The 20,869-nt window shown below is 65.3% G+C and carries 17 protein-coding genes; 6 read left to right on the top strand and 11 right to left on the bottom strand.

What is annotated here, in order from left to right; translation table 11 throughout:
- Positions 1 to 9 precede the first annotated feature (9 nt).
- Both FHW58_RS22820 and FHW58_RS22815 read right to left on the bottom strand, forming a co-directional pair.
- The gene (locus FHW58_RS22820) at positions 10 to 1,563 is read right to left on the bottom strand and encodes a tryptophan halogenase family protein (RefSeq protein ID WP_229265467.1); all 1,554 of its coding nucleotides are present in this window, start codon (positions 1,561 to 1,563) and stop codon (positions 10 to 12) included.
- A gap of 141 nt (positions 1,564 to 1,704) precedes the next feature.
- A complete protein-coding gene (locus tag FHW58_RS22815; RefSeq protein ID WP_229265466.1) occupies positions 1,705 to 4,611 on the bottom strand; it encodes a TonB-dependent receptor in 2,907 nt (968 codons plus the stop codon).
- A 245-nt stretch (positions 4,612 to 4,856) separates the two neighbouring features.
- Here FHW58_RS22815 and FHW58_RS22810 point away from each other — a divergent pair, with 245 nt between their 5' ends.
- Both FHW58_RS22810 and FHW58_RS22805 read left to right on the top strand, forming a co-directional pair.
- A complete protein-coding gene (locus FHW58_RS22810) occupies positions 4,857 to 5,672 on the top strand; it encodes a polysaccharide deacetylase family protein (RefSeq protein WP_179675484.1) in 816 nt (271 codons plus the stop codon).
- Positions 5,659 to 6,672: a LacI family DNA-binding transcriptional regulator gene (locus FHW58_RS22805; RefSeq protein WP_179675483.1), complete on the top strand. Its 1,014-nt coding sequence runs from the start codon at positions 5,659 to 5,661 to the stop codon at positions 6,670 to 6,672. Before FHW58_RS22810 ends, FHW58_RS22805 begins: the two co-directional genes overlap by 14 nt.
- On the opposite strand, the gene FHW58_RS22800 is transcribed toward FHW58_RS22805, so the two are convergent.
- From FHW58_RS22800 to FHW58_RS22790, 3 genes are all read right to left on the bottom strand, one after another.
- Entirely contained in the window at positions 6,626 to 6,922 is a 297-nt protein-coding gene (locus tag FHW58_RS22800; RefSeq protein ID WP_218892855.1) for a HigA family addiction module antitoxin, read from the bottom strand. The genes FHW58_RS22805 and FHW58_RS22800 overlap by 47 nt on opposite strands.
- An 11-nt stretch (positions 6,923 to 6,933) precedes the next feature.
- Positions 6,934 to 7,218, bottom strand: coding sequence for a type II toxin-antitoxin system RelE/ParE family toxin (locus FHW58_RS22795; RefSeq protein WP_179675482.1), 285 nt, complete (start codon positions 7,216 to 7,218; stop codon positions 6,934 to 6,936).
- Positions 7,219 to 7,305: 87 nt separating this feature from the next.
- The gene (locus FHW58_RS22790) at positions 7,306 to 9,318 is read right to left on the bottom strand and encodes a S9 family peptidase (protein ID WP_179675481.1); all 2,013 of its coding nucleotides are present in this window, start codon (positions 9,316 to 9,318) and stop codon (positions 7,306 to 7,308) included.
- 188 nt (positions 9,319 to 9,506) lie between these two features.
- Between FHW58_RS22790 and FHW58_RS22785 the strand changes: the two genes are divergently transcribed.
- The gene (locus FHW58_RS22785; protein WP_179675480.1) at positions 9,507 to 10,421 is read left to right on the top strand and encodes a LysR family transcriptional regulator; all 915 of its coding nucleotides are present in this window, start codon (positions 9,507 to 9,509) and stop codon (positions 10,419 to 10,421) included.
- Positions 10,422 to 10,426: 5 nt separating this feature from the next.
- Here the strand turns inward: FHW58_RS22785 and FHW58_RS22780 are convergent, their stop codons facing one another.
- Positions 10,427 to 11,695: an Nramp family divalent metal transporter gene (locus FHW58_RS22780; RefSeq protein ID WP_179675479.1), complete on the bottom strand. Its 1,269-nt coding sequence runs from the start codon at positions 11,693 to 11,695 to the stop codon at positions 10,427 to 10,429.
- Between the two features lie 78 nt (positions 11,696 to 11,773).
- The gene (locus tag FHW58_RS22775) at positions 11,774 to 13,030 is read right to left on the bottom strand and encodes a cupin domain-containing protein (protein WP_179675478.1); all 1,257 of its coding nucleotides are present in this window, start codon (positions 13,028 to 13,030) and stop codon (positions 11,774 to 11,776) included.
- A gap of 177 nt (positions 13,031 to 13,207) precedes the next feature.
- Here FHW58_RS22775 and FHW58_RS22770 point away from each other — a divergent pair, with 177 nt between their 5' ends.
- Positions 13,208 to 13,666, top strand: a complete 459-nt coding sequence (locus FHW58_RS22770; RefSeq protein WP_179675477.1) for a hypothetical protein — start codon at positions 13,208 to 13,210, stop codon at positions 13,664 to 13,666.
- 53 nt (positions 13,667 to 13,719) lie between these two features.
- Complete coding sequence (locus tag FHW58_RS22765; protein ID WP_179675476.1) at positions 13,720 to 14,592, top strand: ABC transporter substrate-binding protein; 873 nt, start codon at positions 13,720 to 13,722, stop codon at positions 14,590 to 14,592.
- 1 nt (position 14,593) lies between these two features.
- Here FHW58_RS22765 and FHW58_RS22760 read toward each other — a convergent pair whose 3' ends face one another.
- Together FHW58_RS22760 and FHW58_RS22755 are read right to left on the bottom strand one after the other, a co-directional pair.
- Positions 14,594 to 15,871, bottom strand: a complete 1,278-nt coding sequence (locus FHW58_RS22760) for an acetamidase/formamidase family protein (RefSeq protein WP_179675475.1) — start codon at positions 15,869 to 15,871, stop codon at positions 14,594 to 14,596.
- Between the two features lie 62 nt (positions 15,872 to 15,933).
- On the bottom strand, positions 15,934 to 16,758 hold the full coding sequence (locus tag FHW58_RS22755; protein WP_229265465.1) for an FkbM family methyltransferase: 825 nt from the start codon (positions 16,756 to 16,758) through the stop codon (positions 15,934 to 15,936).
- Between the two features lie 230 nt (positions 16,759 to 16,988).
- Here FHW58_RS22755 and FHW58_RS22750 point away from each other — a divergent pair, with 230 nt between their 5' ends.
- On the top strand, positions 16,989 to 17,879 hold the full coding sequence (locus tag FHW58_RS22750) for an NAD(P)H-binding protein (protein WP_179675474.1): 891 nt from the start codon (positions 16,989 to 16,991) through the stop codon (positions 17,877 to 17,879).
- 16 nt (positions 17,880 to 17,895) lie between these two features.
- Here the strand turns inward: FHW58_RS22750 and FHW58_RS22745 are convergent, their stop codons facing one another.
- Entirely contained in the window at positions 17,896 to 18,474 is a 579-nt protein-coding gene (locus FHW58_RS22745) for a TetR/AcrR family transcriptional regulator (RefSeq protein WP_179675473.1), read from the bottom strand.
- Between the two features lie 983 nt (positions 18,475 to 19,457).
- A complete protein-coding gene (locus FHW58_RS22740) occupies positions 19,458 to 20,492 on the bottom strand; it encodes a hypothetical protein (RefSeq protein ID WP_179675472.1) in 1,035 nt (344 codons plus the stop codon).
- Positions 20,493 to 20,869: the final 377 nt, after the last annotated feature.

Raw genomic sequence — 20,869 nt, 5'->3', positions numbered from 1 at the left:
TCTCTCGTTCTAGATTTTTTGCAAGCCGTGACGCTTGATATGGTTGATGAGGGTCCGGTTGTCCGGCAGCCCGTGCAGCATTTTTTTCGTTAATGTAGCAGCTTCCTGGAAATAGGCGTCAGATTGCGCCGCTTCCTGTGGTTTGGGCGCCCGGCTGAAGTCGCTGCGGAAGCCCATGCCGTACAGGATGTACTGGTAGCTGGCGGCCGGGAACACTTCCTCGATGCGGTTGAAATCGCTGCGCGACGGCGCCCGGTGGCGCCACAAGGTCAGCAGCTCGGCCAGCCGTTCCGGCACCTGCGCGGTGTTGTCGCGCCAGTAGGCGCTGTCGCGCCGCTGGCTCAGCACGTAGTGCAGCTTTAGGAAGTCGATCACCCGTTCCCAGCGGTAGCGGAAGGCCTCGTTGAAGCGCCGGGCGACGATGTCCATCGCCGCGCGCGTGGCCGGCAGGTCGTCGCTGACCATGGCGGCCGACATTTCGACGATGGCCAGCGCCGACGCCTCCAGCGGCTCGATGAAGCCGGCCGACAGGCCGATGGCCACGCAGTTGCGGTGCCAGAACTGCTCGCGGTAGCCGGGGTTGAAGCTGAGCTTGCGCGGCGGCGGGATGTCGGCCGGGCCGCCGGTCTGGGCGATGTAGGCGCGCAGTTCGGCCTCGGCCTGGTCGTCGCTGATGTAGCCGCTGGCGTAGACGTGGCCGACGCCGCGCCGGGTCGGCAGGCCGATGTCCCAGATCCAGCCGGCGGTTTGCGCGGTGGACGAGGTCTGCGAGGCGATCGGGGCGTCGTCGGTCGCGTAGGGGATTTGCACCGCCAGCGCGGAGTCGTTGTACAGCACGTGCTTCTGGCTGATCAGCGGGATGCCGTAGTGCCGGCCCAGCAGCAGCGCCTGCATGCCGGTGCAGTCGATGAACAGGTCGCCCTCGATGGCGCCGTGCCCGGCGGTCTGCACCGAGGCGATATCGCCATTCTCTGCGGCGTTGACGGCGGTGACGTGGTCCGGCACGTACTGCACGCCGAGCTTTTCCAGGCAGTGCTTGCGCAGGAAGACGCCGAACTTGCCGGCGTCCAGGTGGTAGCCGTAGTTGGCGACGGCGGCGTATTCCGGCGTCGTCACCTGCTTGGGCGCGCGGCCGTGTGCGCACAGGTGCGGCTGGTAGCTGACCAGGTCGGCAAACGGGATGTGCGGATGGCGCGCCAGCCAGTGCTCCGGCAGGTTGACCTCGCCGTAGCCCTGCGGCAGCGAGAACGGGTGGAAGTATAGGTCGTGGTCGTCGCCGGTGGTCCAGCGGTTGAAGCGCGAGCCCTGCTTGAAGGCGGCGTCGCACTCGCGGAAGAAATCGGATTCGGCCACGCCGATGCGGCGCAGCGTGTCGCGCATGCTGGGCCAGGTGCCCTCGCCGACGCCGATCGGCGGCACGTCCGGCGATTCGATCAGGGTGATGCGGAGGCCGTCGGTGGCGCGGTGTTCCGCCGCGATCAGCCCGGCCGTCAGCCAGCCGGCCGAACCACCGCCGACGATCACGATGCGTTGCAGCATGGCTTGCCTTTCAGTGAGTTGCATAAAGTTTAACCGAAAAAAGTAAAAACGTCATTCCCGCGCCGGCGGGAATCCATGGTGAGCGTGACGCTACACGTTCCATGGATTCCCGCTTTCGCGGGAATGACGGGGTTTTTCTTTCGTGGTGTGGTTACAACAGGTCGCTTAGAACTTGTAGCGCGCGCCGATCATGTAGCGGGGGCCGGCCTGCGTCACCGATTCCACCTGCTGCTGGGTACGGCTATGCACGCGCTGGATCGCGTTGCCGACGTTGATGCCCTCCAGCTGGAAGCTCAGCTTGTCGTTGTAGTTGTAGTTGAGGCTGACGTCGACCTGGCCGTAGGCTTCCACGTACTGCGGATTCGGCCCCGAGCCGTCGAAGGTCGACGACAGGAACTCGCCGCGCCAGTTGTAGGCCACGCGGGCGCTGAACTTCTTGTCCTCGTAGATGCCGACCACGTTCGACGAGTTCGACAGGCCCACCAGCGCGAACTGCTCGCCCACCTTGTTGTTGTCGTAGCGCAGGCCCGAGTGCACATAGGTGTAGTTGGTCGACACGCCGAAGCCGCTGTCGCCGAACATGTGCTGCAGGTTCAGCTCCAGGCCGCTCAGGTTGGCCTTCTTCTGGTTGGAGAAGGAGGTGATGCGGAAGTTGGCGATCGGGTCGCTCGGCTGGCCGACGATGGTGCCGTTGACGTCGCCATTGACGCCCGGCGGCGTCACGCCCGGCGCGGTCGGGTGGTTGGTGAAGATGTAGTTGCGGATGCAGGTGGTGTCCGACACCAGGCACTTGCCGGCCGACAGCGCCTCGTTCCACAGCGCGCCGCCGACCGGCGTGTGCAGGTTGAACGGGGTGGCGATGATCTGCGACTGGCCGGCGTAGTTCTCCAGGTTCTTGCGGAAGTAGCCGACCGAGAAGAAGTTCTGCTTGCCGTAGTACCACTCGTACGACAGGTCCAGGTTCTTGGACTTGACCGGCTTCAGCGCCGGATTGCCCTGCGAGCCGGTGCCGCCGTCGGTGCGCACCAGGCGGTCCAGCGTCTGGCCGCCCTGGATCTGGTCGTAGCGCGGCCGGCCGATGGTTTCGCCCAGGCTGAAGCGCACCTTCTGGTCCGGCGTCAGCTCGATGTCGGAGTCAAAGCTCGGCAGCAGGTGGTGGTAGGAGCCGCCCAGCGTGGTGAAGGTCGGCGCGCCAAAGCTGATCGGCAGCTCGTTCTGCGACACCCAACTGATGGCGGTGGCGGCCGGCACCAGCGCGGTCGACACCACGTCGGTCTTCTCGTAGCGCAGGCCGACGGCGGTGCGGATCGGGAATTTGGTGTCCCAGTCGGTGTTGAACTGGACGAAGGCAGCCTTGGTTTTTTCCGAGGTGCGGGCGTCGTTGTCGAAGGTGGTCTTCGGCAGGTACAGCGCCGGCAGGCCGGAGGCGGTGGCGGCGATCTGGCGCACCTGGGCGAAGTTAAAGGTGTAGAACTGGTTGAACAGGTTCGGGTTGGCGCTGCCGTCGATCTTGTCGAAGTACTGGCCAACCGAGTTCGGGTGCCACACGCTGCTCGGGTAGTCGGCCGGGCTGGTGGCGCCGCCCCAGGTGTCGCGCTGCTGGTTGGAGAAGGCCGAGCGGTTCTTGACCTGGTTGTAGCTGGCGCCGAACTTCAGCTCGGAGGCCTCCAGCACCTTCCACGCGCCCTTGACCTGGGTCTGGTCGACCTCGCCCTTCATGTAGGCGTTGGTGAACACCGAGCCGGTGACCTGCTGGCCCTTGTTGACGAAGTCGGCGCCCTGGATGCTCAGCACCGGGAAGTCCTTGCTGAAGTCGACCGTGGTGGTGCCACGGCTGAAGCTGGCGGTGCCCAGCGTGTTGCTGGAGCCGAACGGGCTGTCGGCGCCGGATTCGGCGGTGGAGTGGTGCGTGTCCAGCTCGAAGCGCAGGGTGTTGGTCGGCTTCCACAGCGCGTTGAAGCCGAGCGACTTGTTCTGCGTCTTGGTGGCGAAGTCGGCGGCGCCCATGGCGATGTCGCTGCCGGTGACGAATTCGGTCCAGCTCAGCGGGCTGGACGGCGAACCCTTGGTCCACGAGCTGGCCGACGGGCCGAAGTTGAACCAGGCCGAGATGTCGTTGCGCTTGGTCTGGATCTTGTTTTCCGAGTAGGTGTAGTCGAGCGTGGTGACCAGCGTGTCGACCGGCTTGTATTGCAGCGTCAGCTGGGCGTTGGTGCGCTGGCGCTTGACGCCGTTGAAGTTGTAGTTGAGGTTTTGCGGCAGCGAGTACAGGTCGGTCGGGCCGGGGCCGTTGGTGGTCTGGTTGCCCGGGTTGCTCAGCGGGCCAGCGTTGCCGGCGTACGGACCTTTCCAGCCGTTGGAGACGGCGGCGGTGTTGTAGCCGAGGTTGCGTTCCTGGTAGCTGCCGGTCAGCGCCACGCCAAAGGTGTTGTTGGCGAAGGTGTTGGAGTAAATGCCCGACACTTCCGGCGTCAGCGAGCGGTTGGCCTGGACGTCGGCCGGCAGGTTGTCGTTGGAGGTGTCGTACACCGCCTTGGCGCCAATGCTGGCATGCATGCCGGGCCGGTCGAACGGCTTGGCGGTCATGACGTTGACGGTGGCGCCGATGCCGCCGGTGGCGTTTTCCGCGCGGCTGGTCTTGTAGACCTGGATCTGCGAGATGGCTTCCGACGCCAGGTTGGCGAAGTCGAAGGCGCGGCCGTTGAGGTCGCCCAGGTTGGAGGTCGGCATCTGGCGGCCGTTCAGCAGCACCAGGTTGAAGTCGGGGCCGACGCCGCGCACGGTGATCTTCGAGCCTTCGCCGATCGAGCGGTCGATCGAGACGCCGGAGATGCGCTGCAGCGACTCTGCCAGGTTGGTGTCGGGGAACTTGCCGATGTCTTCGGCGACGATGCCGTCGACCACGCCGTCGGAATTGCGTTTCAGGTTCATCGAGGAAATCAGCGACTGGCGCAGGCCGGTCACGACCACGCTCTGGACTTCCGGTTGCGCGTCAGCCGCCTTGACCGGGGCTTCCTGCGCCATGGCCGACGCGGCGGCGGCCGCGCAGGCGCTGGCTACTGCCAGGCTCATCAATTTTTGTCGTGCCTTCGGATAATGCATGTCATCTCCTGTGTTCTCTGTGTTTTTATGGGCTGTCTGGGTGCTGCTTGGAACAACTTTCTTGGAAACCTTTCCAATCAACGTGACGAATATAGCATTGATTGAAATGCAAAGTCAATTTGGCCTGCCTTAAAATTGTGCACCGGTTTTCGTTGACATAGGAAGAGAGGCGAGGCAACATGATCTGGGAACGTTTCCAAAAAGAGACACTTTTGATGAAAAAAACGCTATTTCCGCTGCTGGCGGTGCTGCTGGCCACCGCCGTCAATAGTGCGGCGGTCGCACAAAATGGATTACCTTTCCAATGGCCGCACGGGGCCCGGGCGGCGGTCAGCCTGGCGTATGACGACGCCCTCGATTCGCAGCTGGACGTGGCGATCCCGGCGCTGGACCGGGCAGGGCTGAAGGGCAGTTTCTACCTGCAACTGTCGAATCCGGCGGTGGACAGGCGCCTGGCCGAGTGGCGGGCGGCGGCGCGCAACGGCCACGAGCTGGGCAACCACAGCCTGTTGCACCAGTGCTCGCGGCGGGCGCCGGGGCACGACTGGGTGCAGCCGCAGCGCGACCTCGACACCACCACGGTGGCGCAGATGCGCGACCAGGTCATGCTGGCCAACACCATGCTGTATGCCATCGACGGCAAGCGCGAGCGCACCTACACGGTGCCGTGCGGCGACACGCTGGCGGCCGGCCAGGATTACCTGCCGGCCATCGCGCCGTCGTTCGTGGCGATCAAGGTCGGCGGCGCGGCGGTGACGCCGTCGATGGCCACGCTGAACCCGTACGCGGTGGGCGTGTACGCGCCGGAGGGCCTGAGCGGCCAGCAGCTGATCGCGCTGGTGCGGCAGGCGGCCGAGCAGGGCACCATGGTCAACTTCACCTTCCACGGCGTGGGCGGCGACTATCTGACGACCAGTTCTGCCGCGCACGAGGAACTGCTACAGTACCTGGCAGCCAACCGGCAGCTGTACTGGACCGATACTTTCCTCAACATCATGACTTATGTGAAGACGCAACGTGGCAACCATTAAAGACGTGGCCCGGCTGGCGGGCGTGGGGCTGGGCACGGCATCGCGCGTGGTCAGCGGCAAGGGCTCGGTGTCGCCGGCCACGCTGGCCAAGGTGCGGGCGGCCATCGACGAGCTGGGCTTCCGGCCGTCGCACGCGGCGCGCACGCTGTTGTCCGGCAACAGCCAGATGATCGGCGTCTACATTCCGGTGCTGAGCGGAACGTTTTACACGCCCATCCTGCAGATCATCGACACCGAGTTGCGGGCGGCCGGGCTGCACATGGTGGTGGCCTTCGGCGCCGGGCTGGGCGGGGCCCGGCAGCAGGCCATGGAGGGGCTGGCGTTCCTGGTCGAGCGCGGCTGCGACGGCCTGATCCTGATGACCAACGTGTTGCAGGAGGAGGACCTGGCGGTGCTGGGGCCGCGTCCCAAGCCGGTGGTGGTGCTCAACCACCATTTCGACAGCATCGCCGGGCAGTGCTTCACGGTGGACCACAAGCTGGGCGGCAAGATCGCGGCGCGCACCCTGCTCGATCACGGGCACCGCGAGATCGCCGTGGTGGCCGGGCCGGCCAGCCTGCCGGACAACGTGGCGCGGGTGACGGCGTTCAAGGCGGAGCTGGCGGCGGCCGGCGTGGACACCGTCGGCATGTGGTCGGTGGAGAAGGATTTTTCGCCGGCCGGCGGCTGGTCGGCGGCCAAGGAGCTGGTGGAGTCGGGGCGGCGCTGCACGGCGATGTTCTGCGCCAATGACGAGATGGCGGCGGGGGCGTTGTCGTATTTCCAGGAGGCTGGCATCCGCGTGCCGCACGAGATTTCGGTGATCGGCTACGACGACACGCCGAGCGCGGAGTTTTCGGCGCCGCGCCTGAGCACGGTGCACATGCCGTGGCGCGAAATGACACAGAACGGCGTCAGCGACCTGCTGAACCGCTGCTACGACCTGCAGCGCCCGGTGACGCGCAACTACCCGGTCACGATGACGCTGCGGGCCTCGCTGGCCCGGGCTGGCCGGGCTTGAGCGAGGCGGTCTTATCGTCGTAACTCTTTTGCAGGCGCAGCCAGAAATCCACGTGTCCACCAAAATGCCGTACGATGTGCGCGGCGATTTCCGCGGATATGCTGCGCTTTTCATTGAGGACGTCGCTAAGTACCGGCAGCGGCAAGTCCAGCACAGTTGCGAATGCCGCCGGCTTCATCTTGAGCGGCACCATGAAATCCTCGCGCAGGATTTCGCCGGGGTGAATAGGACGCATTTTGTCTTCGATCATGTTGGCCTCGATTAGCTGTGATAGTCGATCACCTCGACCTCAGTCGGACCGGCGGCGGTCCAGATGAAGCAAACCCGGTATCGCTTGTTAATGCGAATGCTGTGTTGTCCTTGCCTGTTGCCGGCCAGCGCTTCCAGATGGTTGCCGGCCGGGCTGCGCAACTCATCCAAGGTGTTTGCAATGTTGAGTTGCCGCAGCTTGCGCTCGACCACAGCGTGAAACTGCGCGAAGCGCGCTACGCGGATGCCAGTGAACACTTTTTCTGTGTCGCGGCATTTGAAGGACTGGATTGGCATTGTGGACCATCGCTGGCGGCAGGGGAATACCGCCAGCGTAGCGTGCGTGCCTCAGCATGCCACTGAGGCCGCGCAAGCGCGATGGTCTTACTTGATGGCGTCGGCCAGGCCGGGGGCGAATTCGGCGCCGTGCTTGACCTGCGCGGTCGAGGCCTTGAGGGCGTTGCCGATCGGCTCGGCGCGGCCGTTGAGGCACTTGGCCAGGAAGTTCTCGGTCACCGCGTTGAAGGCGATGTTGTTGACCGGGCGCGCGAAGCCGTGGCCTTCGTCCGGGAACTCGACGTAGGTGACCGGGATGTTTTTGGCCGCCATCGCCGCCACGATCTGCTCCGACTCGCGGACGTTGACGCGCGGGTCGTTGGCGCCCTGGCCGATCAGCAGCGGCCGCTGAATGTTGGCGGCGAAGTTGAGCGGCGAACGTTCCTTCAGCAGCGCCTTGCCATCCTCGGTGGTGGGGTCGCCCATGCGCTTGTAGAACTGCTGCTTGCCGGCCTCCCAGTATGGCGGTATCGTCTGCAGCAGCGTGAACAGGTTGGACGGGCCGACGATGTCGACGCCGCAGGCGAACGTGGTTGGCGTGAAGGTCAGCCCGGCCAGCGTGGCGTAGCCGCCGTACGAGCCGCCCATGATGGCCACCTTGTCCGGCGTGGTCACGCCCTGTTGCACCGCCCAGGCGACCGCGTCGATCAGGTCGTCATGCATCTTGCGGCCCCACTGCAGGTCGCCGGCCGAGATGAACTTCTTGCCGAAGCCGGTCGAGCCGCGGTAGTTCACCGACAGCACCGCGTAGCCGCGGTTGGCCAGCCACTGGTGATAGCTGTTGTAGCCGTAGCCGTCGCGCGCCCACGGCCCGCCGTGCACCAGCAGCACCATCGGCACCGGCCGCGCGGCCTTGCCCGTGCCCTGCGGATCGGCCGCCTTCGGCAGCGTCAGGTAGGACACCAGCGTCAGCCCGTCGCGCGCCTTGATTTCCTGCGGATGCATGGCCACCAGCGGCGCCCCTTCCAGTTCCGGGCGGCTGACGTAGAGCTGGGTCAGCTTCTTGCCCTTGCGCTCGTACAGCCAGGTCGAGGCCGGCGCGGTGACGGGATCGACCGCCACCAGCCACTTGTCGTCGGCGTCGGTGCGCGAGGTGATGAAGAACTGGCCCTTGGTGTGTTTCTTCAGGTAGTCCAGATCGGCCTTGAGGTCGTTGGACAGCGCCACGTATTCCGGCTTCAGGTAGTCGACGCTGTAGGCCAGCAGGCGGCCGGTCCGCTTGTCCGGCAGGGCGCCGCCGATGTCGGCGCGGGCGTCCTCGGCGACAACGGTGGTCTTGCCGGTGGCCACGTCCTGGGCGATCAGCGCGGCGGTGTTGCGGTTGCGGGCGTCGGTCCAGTACAGCGTCTTGCCGTCGGCGGTGAAGCCCCAGGCGTTGGTGGTCTGCGAATCGTCCAGCCCGACCTCGGTCAGCGGCGTGCTGTCGATCTTGCCGTCGGTGATGCGGAAGTAGCTGGTGCCGCCGTCGTCGCGCGCCTTTTCGGCGATGCGTAGCCTGAGCTGGTCGTCGGCCAGGTAGCCGGCGTAGCCCTCGTTCTTCAGCACCAGCGTCAGCTTGCCGCTGGCCAGGTCGAGGCTGTAGACGTCGTGCCAGCGCGGGTCGCGGTTGTTGACGCCGACCAGGATGCGGTCCTTGACCTTGTTGCTGATCTGTAGCACCTGGGCGCGGGTTTTCTCAAACGGCGTGTAGTTGGTCTGCTTGCCGCTGACCACGTTGACGCCATACAGCAGGAAGTTCTCGTCGCCGCCCTTGTCCTGGATGAACAGCACCGACTGCGAATCCGGCGACCAGAAGCTGCTGCGGATCGGCCGCGTCTTTTCGTCGGTCAGCGGCCTGGCGTCGGCCAGCTTGTTGGCCGGCGCCACCCACAGATTGAGCAAGCCGTCGCGCGGCGCGATCCAGGTCAGCCACTTGCCGTCCGGGCTGAGCTTGGCGGCGGTCTTGGTCGGGTTGCCGAAAATCTTGCCGCGCTCGATCAGCGGCACGTCGGCGGCGGGGGACTGGGCGTGTGCAGGCAAGATACTGGCAAGCAGCAAGGCAGGCAGGGCGTAGCGCATCATGGAAACCTCATCGTGGGTGGATGGAAGACCAAGAATAGCAATTTAACACGCCCTTGCCGCGGCGGGGCGACAGCCTGCGCCAGGCGGCGATGAACGGTAGAATAGCCCGACAGGCTGCTGCCCAACCGGGAGATGCGTGCGGCAGGCAAAGCCGTCTACACTTGGCGGCGGAAGGAGACCAATCCCCGATGAAACATATAACGTTACGTCAGATTAAAATCTTTGAAAGTGTGGCGCGCAACCTGAGCTTTTCGCGCGCGGCCGAGGACTTGCACCTGACCCAGCCCGCGGTGTCGATGCAGATCAAGCAGATGGAGGGCCTGGCCGGCCTGCCGCTGTTCGAGCACAGCGGCAAGCGCATCGCGCTGACCGAGGGCGGCTCGCTGGTGCTGCGCCATTGCCAGGTGATCCTGGCCGACCTCAACGCCGCCGAGCAGTCGCTGGCCGACCTGATGAGCGGCGCCGTGCAGCGCCTGCGCGTCGGCCTGATCACCTCGGGCAGCCGCTTCTTTCCGCACCTGATCAACGCCTTCATGCGCGAGCACGCCGGCGTCGAGCTGGACATGCAGGTGCGGCCGCGCGAGCAGCTGGTGACCATGCTGCGCGCCGACCAGCTGGACCTGGCGGTGATGGTGCGCGCGCCGGACTTGCCGAACCTGCAAGCGGAGTCGTTCGCCGCCAATCCCTTCGTGCTGGTGGCGGCCGCGATGCACCCGCTGGCCGCCGAGCGCGACCTCCCGCTGGCGCGCATCGCCGGCGAGCGCCTGCTGGTGCGCGAAAGCGGCACCGACACCCGCATCGTCGCCGACGACGCCTTCCTGCACCTGCCGACGCCGCCGCGCTACATGGAGCTGGGCAGCAGCGAGGCGATCCGCCAGTCGGTGATCGCCGGCATGGGCGTCAGCCTGCTGTCGGCGCAGGAGGTGCAGGCCGACGTGCGCGCCGGCCTGATGACGGTGCTGCCGGTGCAGGGCTTGCCGATCAAGCGCCAGTGGCACATCGTCCACTGCACCGACCGGCCGTTGCCGCCGGCGGTGCGCGAATTCCGCCAGTTCCTGCTGGCCGAGGCGCCGCTGCGCTTGGCCCCCCTGACCGAACTGTAAGCGCTTCACGCCAGCGCCTGCCACAGCAGCGCCACGTTGAGGGCGACGATGGCGGCGGTGGCCAGCGTCGCCGCCACGGTCTGGCGGCGGCTGGCGGTAAAGCGGCCCATCACCGAGCGGCGCGACGACAGCACCACCAGCGCAATCAGCGGCACCGGCAGCACGATGCTGAGCACGATCTGGCTGTCGATCATCGCGCTCATCGGATTGGCGGTCAGGCACACCAGCACCGCCGGCACCATGGTGATCAGGCGCCGCGCCAGCAGCGGAATGCGGAAGCCGACGAAGCCCTGCATGATGTTCTGGCCGGCCATGGTGCCCACCACCGAGCTGGAAATGCCCGAGGCCAGCAGCGACACCAGGAACAGCAGCGCGGCGCCGGCGCCCAGCGCCGGCGCCAGCGTCTGGTAGGCGGCGGTGATGTCGGCGATGCCGGGCGCGGTCTTGCTGAAGGCGTTGGCGGACATGGCCACCATGGCCATGTTGACCAGGCCGGCCAGGCCCAGCGCGATCATCACCTCGCGGTTGGAAAAGCGCACCAGGCGCTGGCGTTGTTCGTCGTTGCGCGCCGGCGCGCGGTTCTGCGTCAGGCCGGAGTGCAGATAAATCGAGTGCGGCATGATGGTGGCGCCGACAATGCCGACCGCCAGCATCAGCGCGTCCTTGCCGTGCAGCTGCGGCACCACGCTGTGGAACAGCGCCGCGTGCCAGTCGGGCGGCGTGATGACCAGCTCGGCCAGGTAGCTGAGGCCGATCACCGCGACCAGCGCGGCGATGACGATTTCCAGCGGCCGGAAGCCGGCCTTGTCGAGCGACAGGATGGCGTAGGTGACCACGCCGGTGATCAGCAGGCCCCAGCCGAGCGCGATGTGGAACAGCAGCGAGATGCCGAGCGCGCCGCCCATGAATTCGGCCAGGTCGGTGGCCATGGCGGCGATTTCCGAGCCGATCCACATGGCGATCACCACCGGGCGCGGGAACTCGTCGCGGCACAGTTCGGCCAGGCTGCGGCCGGTGACGATGCCGAGCTTGGCCGACATGGCCTGGAACAGCATCGACACCAGGCTGGCCAGCGCCACCACCCACAGCAGCTGGTAGCCATAGGTGGAGCCGGCCTGGATGTTGGTGGCGAAGTTGCCCGGGTCCATGTAGGCCACCGAGGCGATGACGGCCGGGCCGGCAAACGCCAGCAGCGAGCGCAGGTTGCGGCGCGGGTGGTCGAGGCTGTCGCGCATGGCGGCGACGGTGGCATTGCTGTCGAGGGCGGCTAACATGGGCGGGTCTCCGGTGGCGTTCTGGGATCAGCCGGCCGCGCGCCGCCGGGGCGGGCGCGGCCGGGCGGGACGGCGGGCTCAGGCCAGCACGTCGCGACGGTCCTTCAGCTTGTGAATGACGTCGAGGGTGGCGTCGTCGACGCGCAGGTGCTCCTTGACCAGCTGGCGCGGCGTGTTGGCCAGCCACTGCGACAGCGTCACCTCGGAGAAGTGGTCGGACTTGAACAGCTCCAGGAACACCAGGTCGGTGTTGCCGGTGTTCTTGATGTAGTGGCCGAGGTTCTTCTGCACGTAGCCGACGTCGCCGGGGTTGAAGTCGACGGTCTGCGCCGCCGGGCCGGTGTCGAACACCGTCATGCGGCCCTGGCCCTGGATGAAGTATTGCCATTCATCGGCGTCCGGGTGCCAGTGCATCTCGCGCAGGCCGCCCGGGCGCAGCGTGACGATGGCGGCGGCCACGGTTTTCGACACCGGGAAGTTGCTGCTGTCGATGATCTTGACCTCGCCGCCCGGCTGGCGCGCGGTCGGCGCCATGGCGCCGGTGCGGAAGATGAACGGATGGTCGGGACGGCCGGCCGACGAGGCCGAATACGCCTGGGCCGCGGCCAGCGGGCCGGCCGGCGCGCCCTGGTAGATCCACAGCTGTTCCAGCGGGATGTTCTTGAACTTGTCGGCCGGCACGCCGAAGTTCTGCGCCAGGATGTCCGGCGGCGTGTGCGCCAGCCAGTCGGACACCATCAGCGTGTTGAATTCGCCGGCCGAGCCGTTGTCGAAGGCCAGCACGAATTCGCCGCCGTTGGCGCCCAGGCCCTGCAGCGAGTGCGGCAGGCCGGGCGGGAAGTACCACAGGTCGCCGGCCTTGACGTCCGACACCTCGGCGCGGCCGTGGCTGTCGATGGTGGTGATACGCACCTCGCCGCTGACCATGATGGCCCACTCGGCCTGCTGGTGCCAGTGCAGCTCGCGCACGCCGCCCGGGCCGAGGCGCATGTTGACGCCGGCGATGTCCTTGGAAATCGGGAAGGCCTTGGTGGTCACCTCGCGTGCCCAGCCGCCGTCCTGGATGCGCTTGTGCGCCAGGTTGAACGAGGCCCACGGAATGGCCATGCCGCCGACGTCGGTGGCCGGCGGGTTGTTAAACGACGGCATCTGGTCGCGCAGCGCCGGGTTTTGCGGGCCCGGCTCGGCGTTGGCGATGGCGCTGGAGTTGATGGCGCCCTGGGGCGGACGGTCTGGGTTGCCGAATTCGGCGGCACGGACGGCAGCGGTGGCGCCCATGGCCACGGCGCCGGCGGCAGCGCCGGCCAATACACTGCGACGTTTCAAGTCAGTCATGTTGGTTCTCCTGATGGTCTGGGTGTCGGATTGCACCCGGTCAAGCAATAGTAGAGGCCGACCGCCGGGAATAACATTCAGTAATTCTTTGGGCGGATCATAAGCAAGCGTGATGCTTGCCTTGCGGCAACTTCGTGAGGTAAGGTAGGGGCTGTGATTCCGACTGGAGCTTTTGCCATGACCGCAGCGAAACTGGAGATACCCGAAGCCATCGTCAGCGCCCTGGGCGACTGGGTGCGGCAGGCGGCCGAGGAGGCCGGCGCCGGGCCGCGCGCGGCGCTGGCGCGGGCCGAGGGCGAGCTGGCCGACGCCGCCGCCGCGCGCGATGAGGCGCAGGCGCTGCTGCGCCAGCGCGACGAGGAAATCGACCAGCTGATGGCCGAGCTGCGCAACGCCCGCAGCATCGCCACCGACGCCCTGGTCGGCAAGGCCAAGGACCAGCTGGCCATCGAGGGCAAGGACGCCCAGCTGGCCGACCTGCGCGCGCAGATCGAGCGCAACGTGGCGGCCGCCGCCGCGCTGTCCGACGCCCGCCTGGCGGCCGAGATGGAGCTGGTGGGCGCGGTCACCGCGCGCGACACCTACGCCGCCGAACTGAAGGAACTGCGCGCCCGGCTGGCCGCGCGCCAGGGCTGATCTGATACATTTGCGCGCTGGGCGCCTGGTTGCTTTTAAGTTAATATCCGGTCATGATCGACCGTAGACGATTTCTGCTGAGTGGCGCGGCGGCGCTGGCCGCGGCGCCGGCGCGCGCCGCCACGCTGGTGCGCTATCCGCAATCGGAGGAGGAGGGCCACGACAGCGGCCGCGAGCACTATCCGCTGCGGCTGCTGCGGCTGGCGCTGGCGCGCGCCGGGCACGACTACGCGCTGGAGCCGACCGCCGTGATGATGCGGCAGAACCGCGCGCTGGCCGAGCTGCAGGCCGGGCGCGTGGTCGACGTGCTGTGGACCATGACCTCGCAGCAGCGCGAGCGCGACCTGCTGCCGGTGCGCATTCCGCTGGACATGGGGCTGATCGGCTGGCGCCTGCTGCTGATCCGCCAGCGCGACGCCGCGCGCTTTGGCGCCATCCGCAAGCCCGCCGCGCTGCAGGCGCTGGACGCGCTGCAAGGGCACGACTGGCCCGACACCGACATCCTGCGCGCCAACCACTACCGGGTGCAGACCGCCTCCGACTATGCCGGCATGTTCAAGATGCTGGAGTCGGGCCGGGTCGACTACTTCCCGCGCGCGGTGTTCGAGGTGTGGCACGAGGCGGCCGCGTTTGCCGGCCAGGGGCTGACGGTGGCGCCGGGACTGGCGCTGCATTATCCGAGCGCGTTCTATTTCTTCGTGCGCCGCGCCAATCCCGCGCTGGCGGCGGCCATCCAGGGCGGGCTGGAGAGCATGCTGGCCGATGGCAGCTATCTGCGCGTGTTCCAGGACTATTTCGGCGAGCTGACGGCGCGCTCGGCGCTGGCCACGCGCCGCGTGTTCGAACTGCGCAATCCGCTGCTGCCGGCCGCCACCCCGCTCGGCCAGCGCGAGCTGTGGTATCGCCCGGCCGGCCACGGCCGCTAGCTCAGCGGCGCGGCGGCAACAGGTCTTTGCGCAGCTTGGCGGCCACGCCGACGCTGCGCCCGGCCAGGTTGGCCACCGTGTACTGCACGCCGCTGCCGAGCAGGATGGCGCAGTCAGACAGGCTGAGGCCGTAGTCCTGGCGCAGCCATTGTGTCAGGCCGGCGGTGGCCTGGCGCAAGGCCTCGTCCAGTGAGCCGGCCTGGCCCAGCGTCATGAGGTGCGTGGGCGAGGCCACGCGCGGCATGCCGATGCTGCTGCCCTTGATGAGTTCCACGCGCACGTCCACCTCCATCGACGTTTCCAGCGCGTACTGCGAGGTTTCGCCGTCGCCCTGCAGCGCGTGGGCGTCGCCGAGGTAGAGCAGGGCGCCCGGCTGCTGCACCGGCAGGTACACCGTGTTGCCCTCGACGACCTCGTTGAAATCCATGTTGCCGCCGAAGCGGCCGGTGTCGCCGGTGGAGACGGCGGGACCGTCCGGCGGCGCCACCGCCAGGCCGCCCAGCATCGGCCGCACCGGCAGCACCAGGCCGCGCAGGGCGTCGCTGGGCTGTTCGGGACGGGCCAGGCCGCGTGCGCGGTCCAGCCGCCAGCGCACCGGCTTGCCGAGCGCGCCGGCCTGGCTGGCGAGGCCGGTGGTCTGCGCGCGGCCGACGAGGGCGTCCAGGCTGTCGGCGTAGTCGCGGTTGAGCCTGAGTTTGACGAGGTGGATGAGCAGCGTGTCGCCGGCCTCCGCGCCCATCACGAAGAATGGGCCGGTTTGCGGGTTGCCGTACAGGGCGCGCGTCACGCCGTGTTCGTCGACGCCGCCGGAATCGAGGGTGGTGGTGTGGATGGTGTCGCCGGGCCAGACGGTCAGCACCGGCGCGCGGGAGGCGCTGAAGGTGTTGGCATAGGTGGTGGGGACATAGTCGTGGCGCTGCGGCGCGTCGGACGCGCGTTCCGGCAGGCGGCGCGCGCTGAAGCTGTGGCTGGCGCGGGCGTGGGCGTCGTTCGTGTCCGGAAAGTCCGCCGTGCCCTGCAACTGGTCGGCGCTGGCGCCGCCGGTATAGACGTAGCGCCTGCCTTGCTTGTCGACCACGTTGAGCACCAGGCGGCCGTTGGCGCGGGTGCCGGTCAGTGCGTCGCCATCCAGCGTGCCGGACAGCTTGCCGTGCTCGTCTTCCAGGCGCAAGGTCATGTACGACGGATTGCCCCAGCGGTCCAGTTGCAGCAGCCAGCTTTCCGTTGCCTGCGCCGACAGCGCGGCGCCCCATAACCACAGAAAAAGTGTCACCCGCATGGCCTGCCTCACCTCGTATTGAAAAGTTCCAGGGCGCCGGCCAGCGCGATGGCTGACAGCGCTTACTGGCCGTCGAAGTTTAATTTGCTCAGCTGCGCGGCCACGGGATCGTCCTGGTGCACCGCCACCAGATTGATCCCGAACGGGAAGACCTGATAATCGAATCGTTGCAGGAACTGGCGAATCTCGTCTTCGTTGGATTTGATCTTCTCGATCATGAGCTGCGGCCGATATTGGGCGATCGTGTTTTCCGCGCCGACCAGGGCTTCCATCTCCATGCCTTCAATGTCGATCTTGATGAAATCCAGGCGCTTCAGGTGCAACTGGTCGATCGACGTCATTCTGGTCCTGACGCAGTGTTCTTCCGTGTAGTCGATTTCCTGGCCGATGAACTCGGTCGTGCTGCCTTTTCTGATTTCCAGGCTGCCGAAGCTGGAAGGGGAGAAATAGTCGGGCATGGGGACCAGGATTTCGCCTTCGCTGGCGCCGACCGCCGCGAAGATGGCGCGGGCATTGAAGCAGTTGTTCATGGCGATATTGCCCGCCAGCGCGTAGTAGATGCGCTCCTGCGCCTCGAAGGCGATCACCTCGCCCCAGCCGTGCATGGCCTGCGCCCACTCGATCGTGTGCACGCCCATGTTGGCGCCGCAGTCGATGGCGACGACGCCATCGCCGAAATTCTTGCGCCGGCTCGCCAGTAGCTGAACGGCGAAATCCACTTCATGCGGATCGAATGCCGAGGTATGCAGCAGCTGAAAGCCGACGCCGTAGCCACCTTGTTGCGTGACACGGTAGTCGAAGCGGTTGACCAGCATGGAGCCGTGGTTGGTGCTGGCCAAGACAAATGCGATGGGGCGCAAATTTTTCATTGTGGTGGGTTCTTCCATGGAGACGCTCCACTCTAGCATAAGCCTGTTGCGGCGAACAAAATACGATGACGGGGCCCGGCGCCGAGGACAGCCGGGGCGCGAGACAACACCAGGCTGATCGCATGAAGCGCTAAAGGCGGCCAACATCCTGGCCGTCGCTACCCCTCCCTTAATGCAGGGTTGACAATCGAGAACGATCGTTCCATCATAGTTGAACTGATCGTTCCAACATTGACTGGAGGCCTCACATGTCCGACTTGAATGCCGTTATTGCCACGCCTGTTCCCATGAGCATTGCCATCGCCGGCGCGACCGGCCGCGTTGGCGCCGAGCTGATCGCCGGCCTTGCCGGCGAGCCCGTTTCGCTGGTCGCCCTGACGCGCACGCCGGACGCCGGCAAGCTGCCGGCGGCGGTGGCGCAGCGGGCGGTCGATTTCGAGCGGCCGGCATCGCTGCGCGCGGCGCTGCGGGGCGTGGACCGCCTGTTCCTGGCGCAAGGGACGTCGCCGCGCCAGGTGGAAAATGAAATCGCGCTGATTAATGCCGCCGTGGCGGCCGGCGTCACGCACATCGTCAAGTTGTCGGCGCTGGGCGTGCCGGTGCAACTGCATCCATTCGACTGGCATACCCGCATCGAAGCCCACCTGGCGCAGTGCGACATCGGCTACACCGTGCTGCGGCCGAGCACCTTCATGAGCGTGCTGGCGCGCGCCGGCAAGCCGGTGGCGCAAGGGCACTGGGGCGGCGCCGCGGGCGACGGCATGGTCAATCTGATCGATGTGCGCGATGTGGCCGATGTCGCCAGGATCGTGCTGCTGGAGCGGGCCAGCACCCACTGGCAGCGGGTGCTGCATCTGACCGGGCCGCGCGCCTGGAGCATGCCGCAAATCGCCGCCGAGCTGTCACGCCTGCTGGGGCGCGCGGTGACCTACCAGCACCGCACACCGGCCGCGCAGCGCGACTATCTCATCGCCTCCGGCATGAGCGACTTTGTCGCGGGCGTGGCGGTTGGCCTGGATCAGGCGTTCGCGCAGTCGCTGCTGAGGGAGGATACCTCCACCGTACAACTGCTGACCGGTCACGCGCCGCGTCACCTGAGCGACTGGTTAAGTGAACATCTGGCGACGTTCAAGGCGTGAGCGGGAGCGGGCCGGCTCAGGCCGGCCAGACCGACATGGCGAGATCGACCATGCCGGCCATCGCCGCCGGCGTGGCGCCGGCTTGCGGCAGGTTCATGACCGCATGCAAAATCCCGAGGTAGTACCACGCCATCTCGTCCACCTCCACGCTGGCCGGCAGCTGCTTGTGTTGCCGCGCCTGTTGGATCAGGCGCGCGAAGATGGCGTGTTGGCCAAGCACGCCTTGCCGCACCAGCGCGCGCGCGGCATCCGGCAGGTCGGCCTGTTCGGCGTTGCTGCGCGCCAGCATGCAACCGGCCGGGCGGTCGCTGGCGGATTTTTTCGGCAAGAAGTCGCGCAGCATGGCCTCGACCATGTGGCGCGGCGTGGCACCGTCGATCTTGCTCATGCGGCGTAGCACCCGCCCGGTGTAGTGCGTCACCGCTTCCTGGAACAAGCCTTCCTTGTCGCCGAAACGTTGGTAGAGACTGGAGCGGGACAGGCCGGTGGCGCTGGTCAGATCGCTGATCGACGCCGCGGCGTAACCGTGGCGCCAGAACACCGTCATCGCCGCCTCGATAACGGCCTGCTCGTCATATTGGGGTTTGCCGCTCAATCTGTCACCTGGGCCGAAAGCTGTGATCGGCGCATTGTATATCAGCCCGGGGATGCGGGCATGTCCTGGCTGTTGGCGCTTGCCCAGAGCATACCGGAATGCGCCGGAACAGGGATCGTGTCTCGCGTAAACAAAAACGCCGATCTGCATGGATCGGCGTTCGTCAAGGATGTTCTTGGTGGCCCGGGGCCGAATCGAACCACCGACACAAGGATTTTCAGAACGACGCGCTGCCGCATCCGCCTTTTTCGCGAGGCTTAGCATCTGGTGTTTTCCTTGCCCAGCCGAGAGCAGGGAATTGGGCAGGGAAATACCTGCGAAATTGGCAAATCGGATTCTTCCCGGTAGGTAAGCCAGCCAGCGGGCTGATGACGAGATCACATCGAGTCTGGACGTCATCTATTTCGTACCCGGAAACCGACCATAGACAGGTGGGATCGTAGATGACGAAATCGTTGCGTTCGGTAAGTCGCTCATGAAACCGGTCTGCCCGGGCGGAAGTGATGAGGCATCCGTACGCTAAAGACAGGGTGGGGACAGGGACGACGAAAACGGTACGTGGAAGAGTGTCCGAGAATGGACCGGAACCGCCGACACAAGGATTTGCAAGTCTAACGCCGAGCCAGAGTCGTACCCGTGAAAGCGCGCCATAAAGGTTCTTCAGGCACGCAGCCATTTTTTATGAATTCAGTCTACTCGATCCTTGATGCAGGTCGGACGTTCGGTTCTCGCGGCTAATCAGTGGGGTCAAAAGCATCTACAATAAGTCGCTTTTGACCACGCAAGCCTATTTTCTCCTGGGAGACCGGACAAAGACCGGCGCTTTTCTCTCCGCCAAGCTGATCGCGTCAGGTACCTACCTGCGCAAAATTTTTTTCGATGTAATTGTTGATACGCAAGGACCGGCGTGAAGACCAGCGGCTAAGCGGGGGTAATTCTTACTCGTCAAAAAATGTGCTCTCAGCGTCGGACTACGGCGACCGTTAATCATCACGCATCGCCTTTTCGTACACATGGTGATGGTACCCACAAAGTCCGCCATTAAACTGATCATCCTGTCGCAATGCCTCTTCGCAAACAGCGCATTCCGTGTAATCCAGCTCCGCTCCGCACCATAAACAGTGTTGCTCACCAATGACGAACGTATCGCGCTGGCATTCATTGCAGGTCTCGACACTAGGTTCCCCACCATCGCGAGGGTCATAGTCATAGGCGTCATCTAGATTCTTGATCATCAACGGCCCAATGAGATCGGAATGGCCACAGGCGACGCACAAGTACCTGAACGCGTCATCGTGTCCTTCAACACTCATGCCTTCCTCTATATCGTCAGCATGAGGGCGCAGCAGCGACGAACCACAGTCCTCGCATTGGCATTTCTCAAGCCAAGGCTGCATCATATCTGGCACGCCAGCTTCATTCCAGGCCGCGACACACTCCTTTCTGGTGTCCATAAAGAATGTGTGGTGGTCAAGCATGATCGGCCACGCCGCGCCTAGTAGCTCCGCAGGCTGCTCGTTGATCTGCGTCTGAACAAAATCACGTAAGATCGGGAAAAGCTCGGCAACGAAGTCTGCAACCTCACCGAGTGTATTCGCCGGATGCAAGTGCTCCAGATGATTGCGGCACTCTTGCAACTTTTCGATAGTGGCCCAATCCATTTCAATGTCAAAACCTTCGAAGCGCTTTTTTATTGTGGCCACATCGATGGTCGTGCGTTTGAACTTCCCAACGGGCTGCCATTCAACCCCGCCGTTACCATCCGCTTGGGGTAACACTTCGGGTGGGTTAAAGATGAGGGTGGCGGCATCCTGCGGATCATCGACCGACGTGGCAATCTTGTATTTGAATAGGAGTAACACTCCCGCAAACAGATTGCGTATGGCTGATAGGGCTCGAGCAGGATCCCCGTTTTGCTCGGGCGCAAGACGGCTGCGCTGAAAATCCTCAATTCCGAGGCGAATTGACGTCAGAGCGTTTTCCTTTAATTTTTCTGCATCCAATGCTGGCACCGCCATTTCACATTCTCCCTCAGTGTGACGTCCACACAATGTGCCTGTCTAAACAGTTGATAGTCTCGGTTTAATCGGTTGAATCCGTAGCCGGATGGCCAGAGCGAACTCTAACCCATCTGGCATCCAGTGTCAGATCATCTGAGCCACTACGCCTAAGGCGCGGCAGATGGTGCCGAAAGAAGCGACCTTTGCAGAGACGCGAGTGTTCGTTTTCTTGACGGATTGACCCGCTCAGTTTGCCCCTCCCTCCATATCCTCGCGAACGCCGCGACCCTGTCGTAAGATCCCTCAAAACCTAATTCCCTTAGGTCCTCGTGGATCTGTTTTAAGGTGCATCGCTGCTTCCTGGAACGAGCTGCCTCGGTCTTAAGCATGGCTGA

The organism is Duganella sp. 1224, assembly GCF_013408245.1.
Taxonomy (GTDB): Bacteria; Pseudomonadota; Gammaproteobacteria; order Burkholderiales; family Burkholderiaceae_D; genus Rugamonas.
Note: the sequence above shows the minus strand (reverse complement) of the source record. Positions and strands in the feature narration are given on the sequence as shown.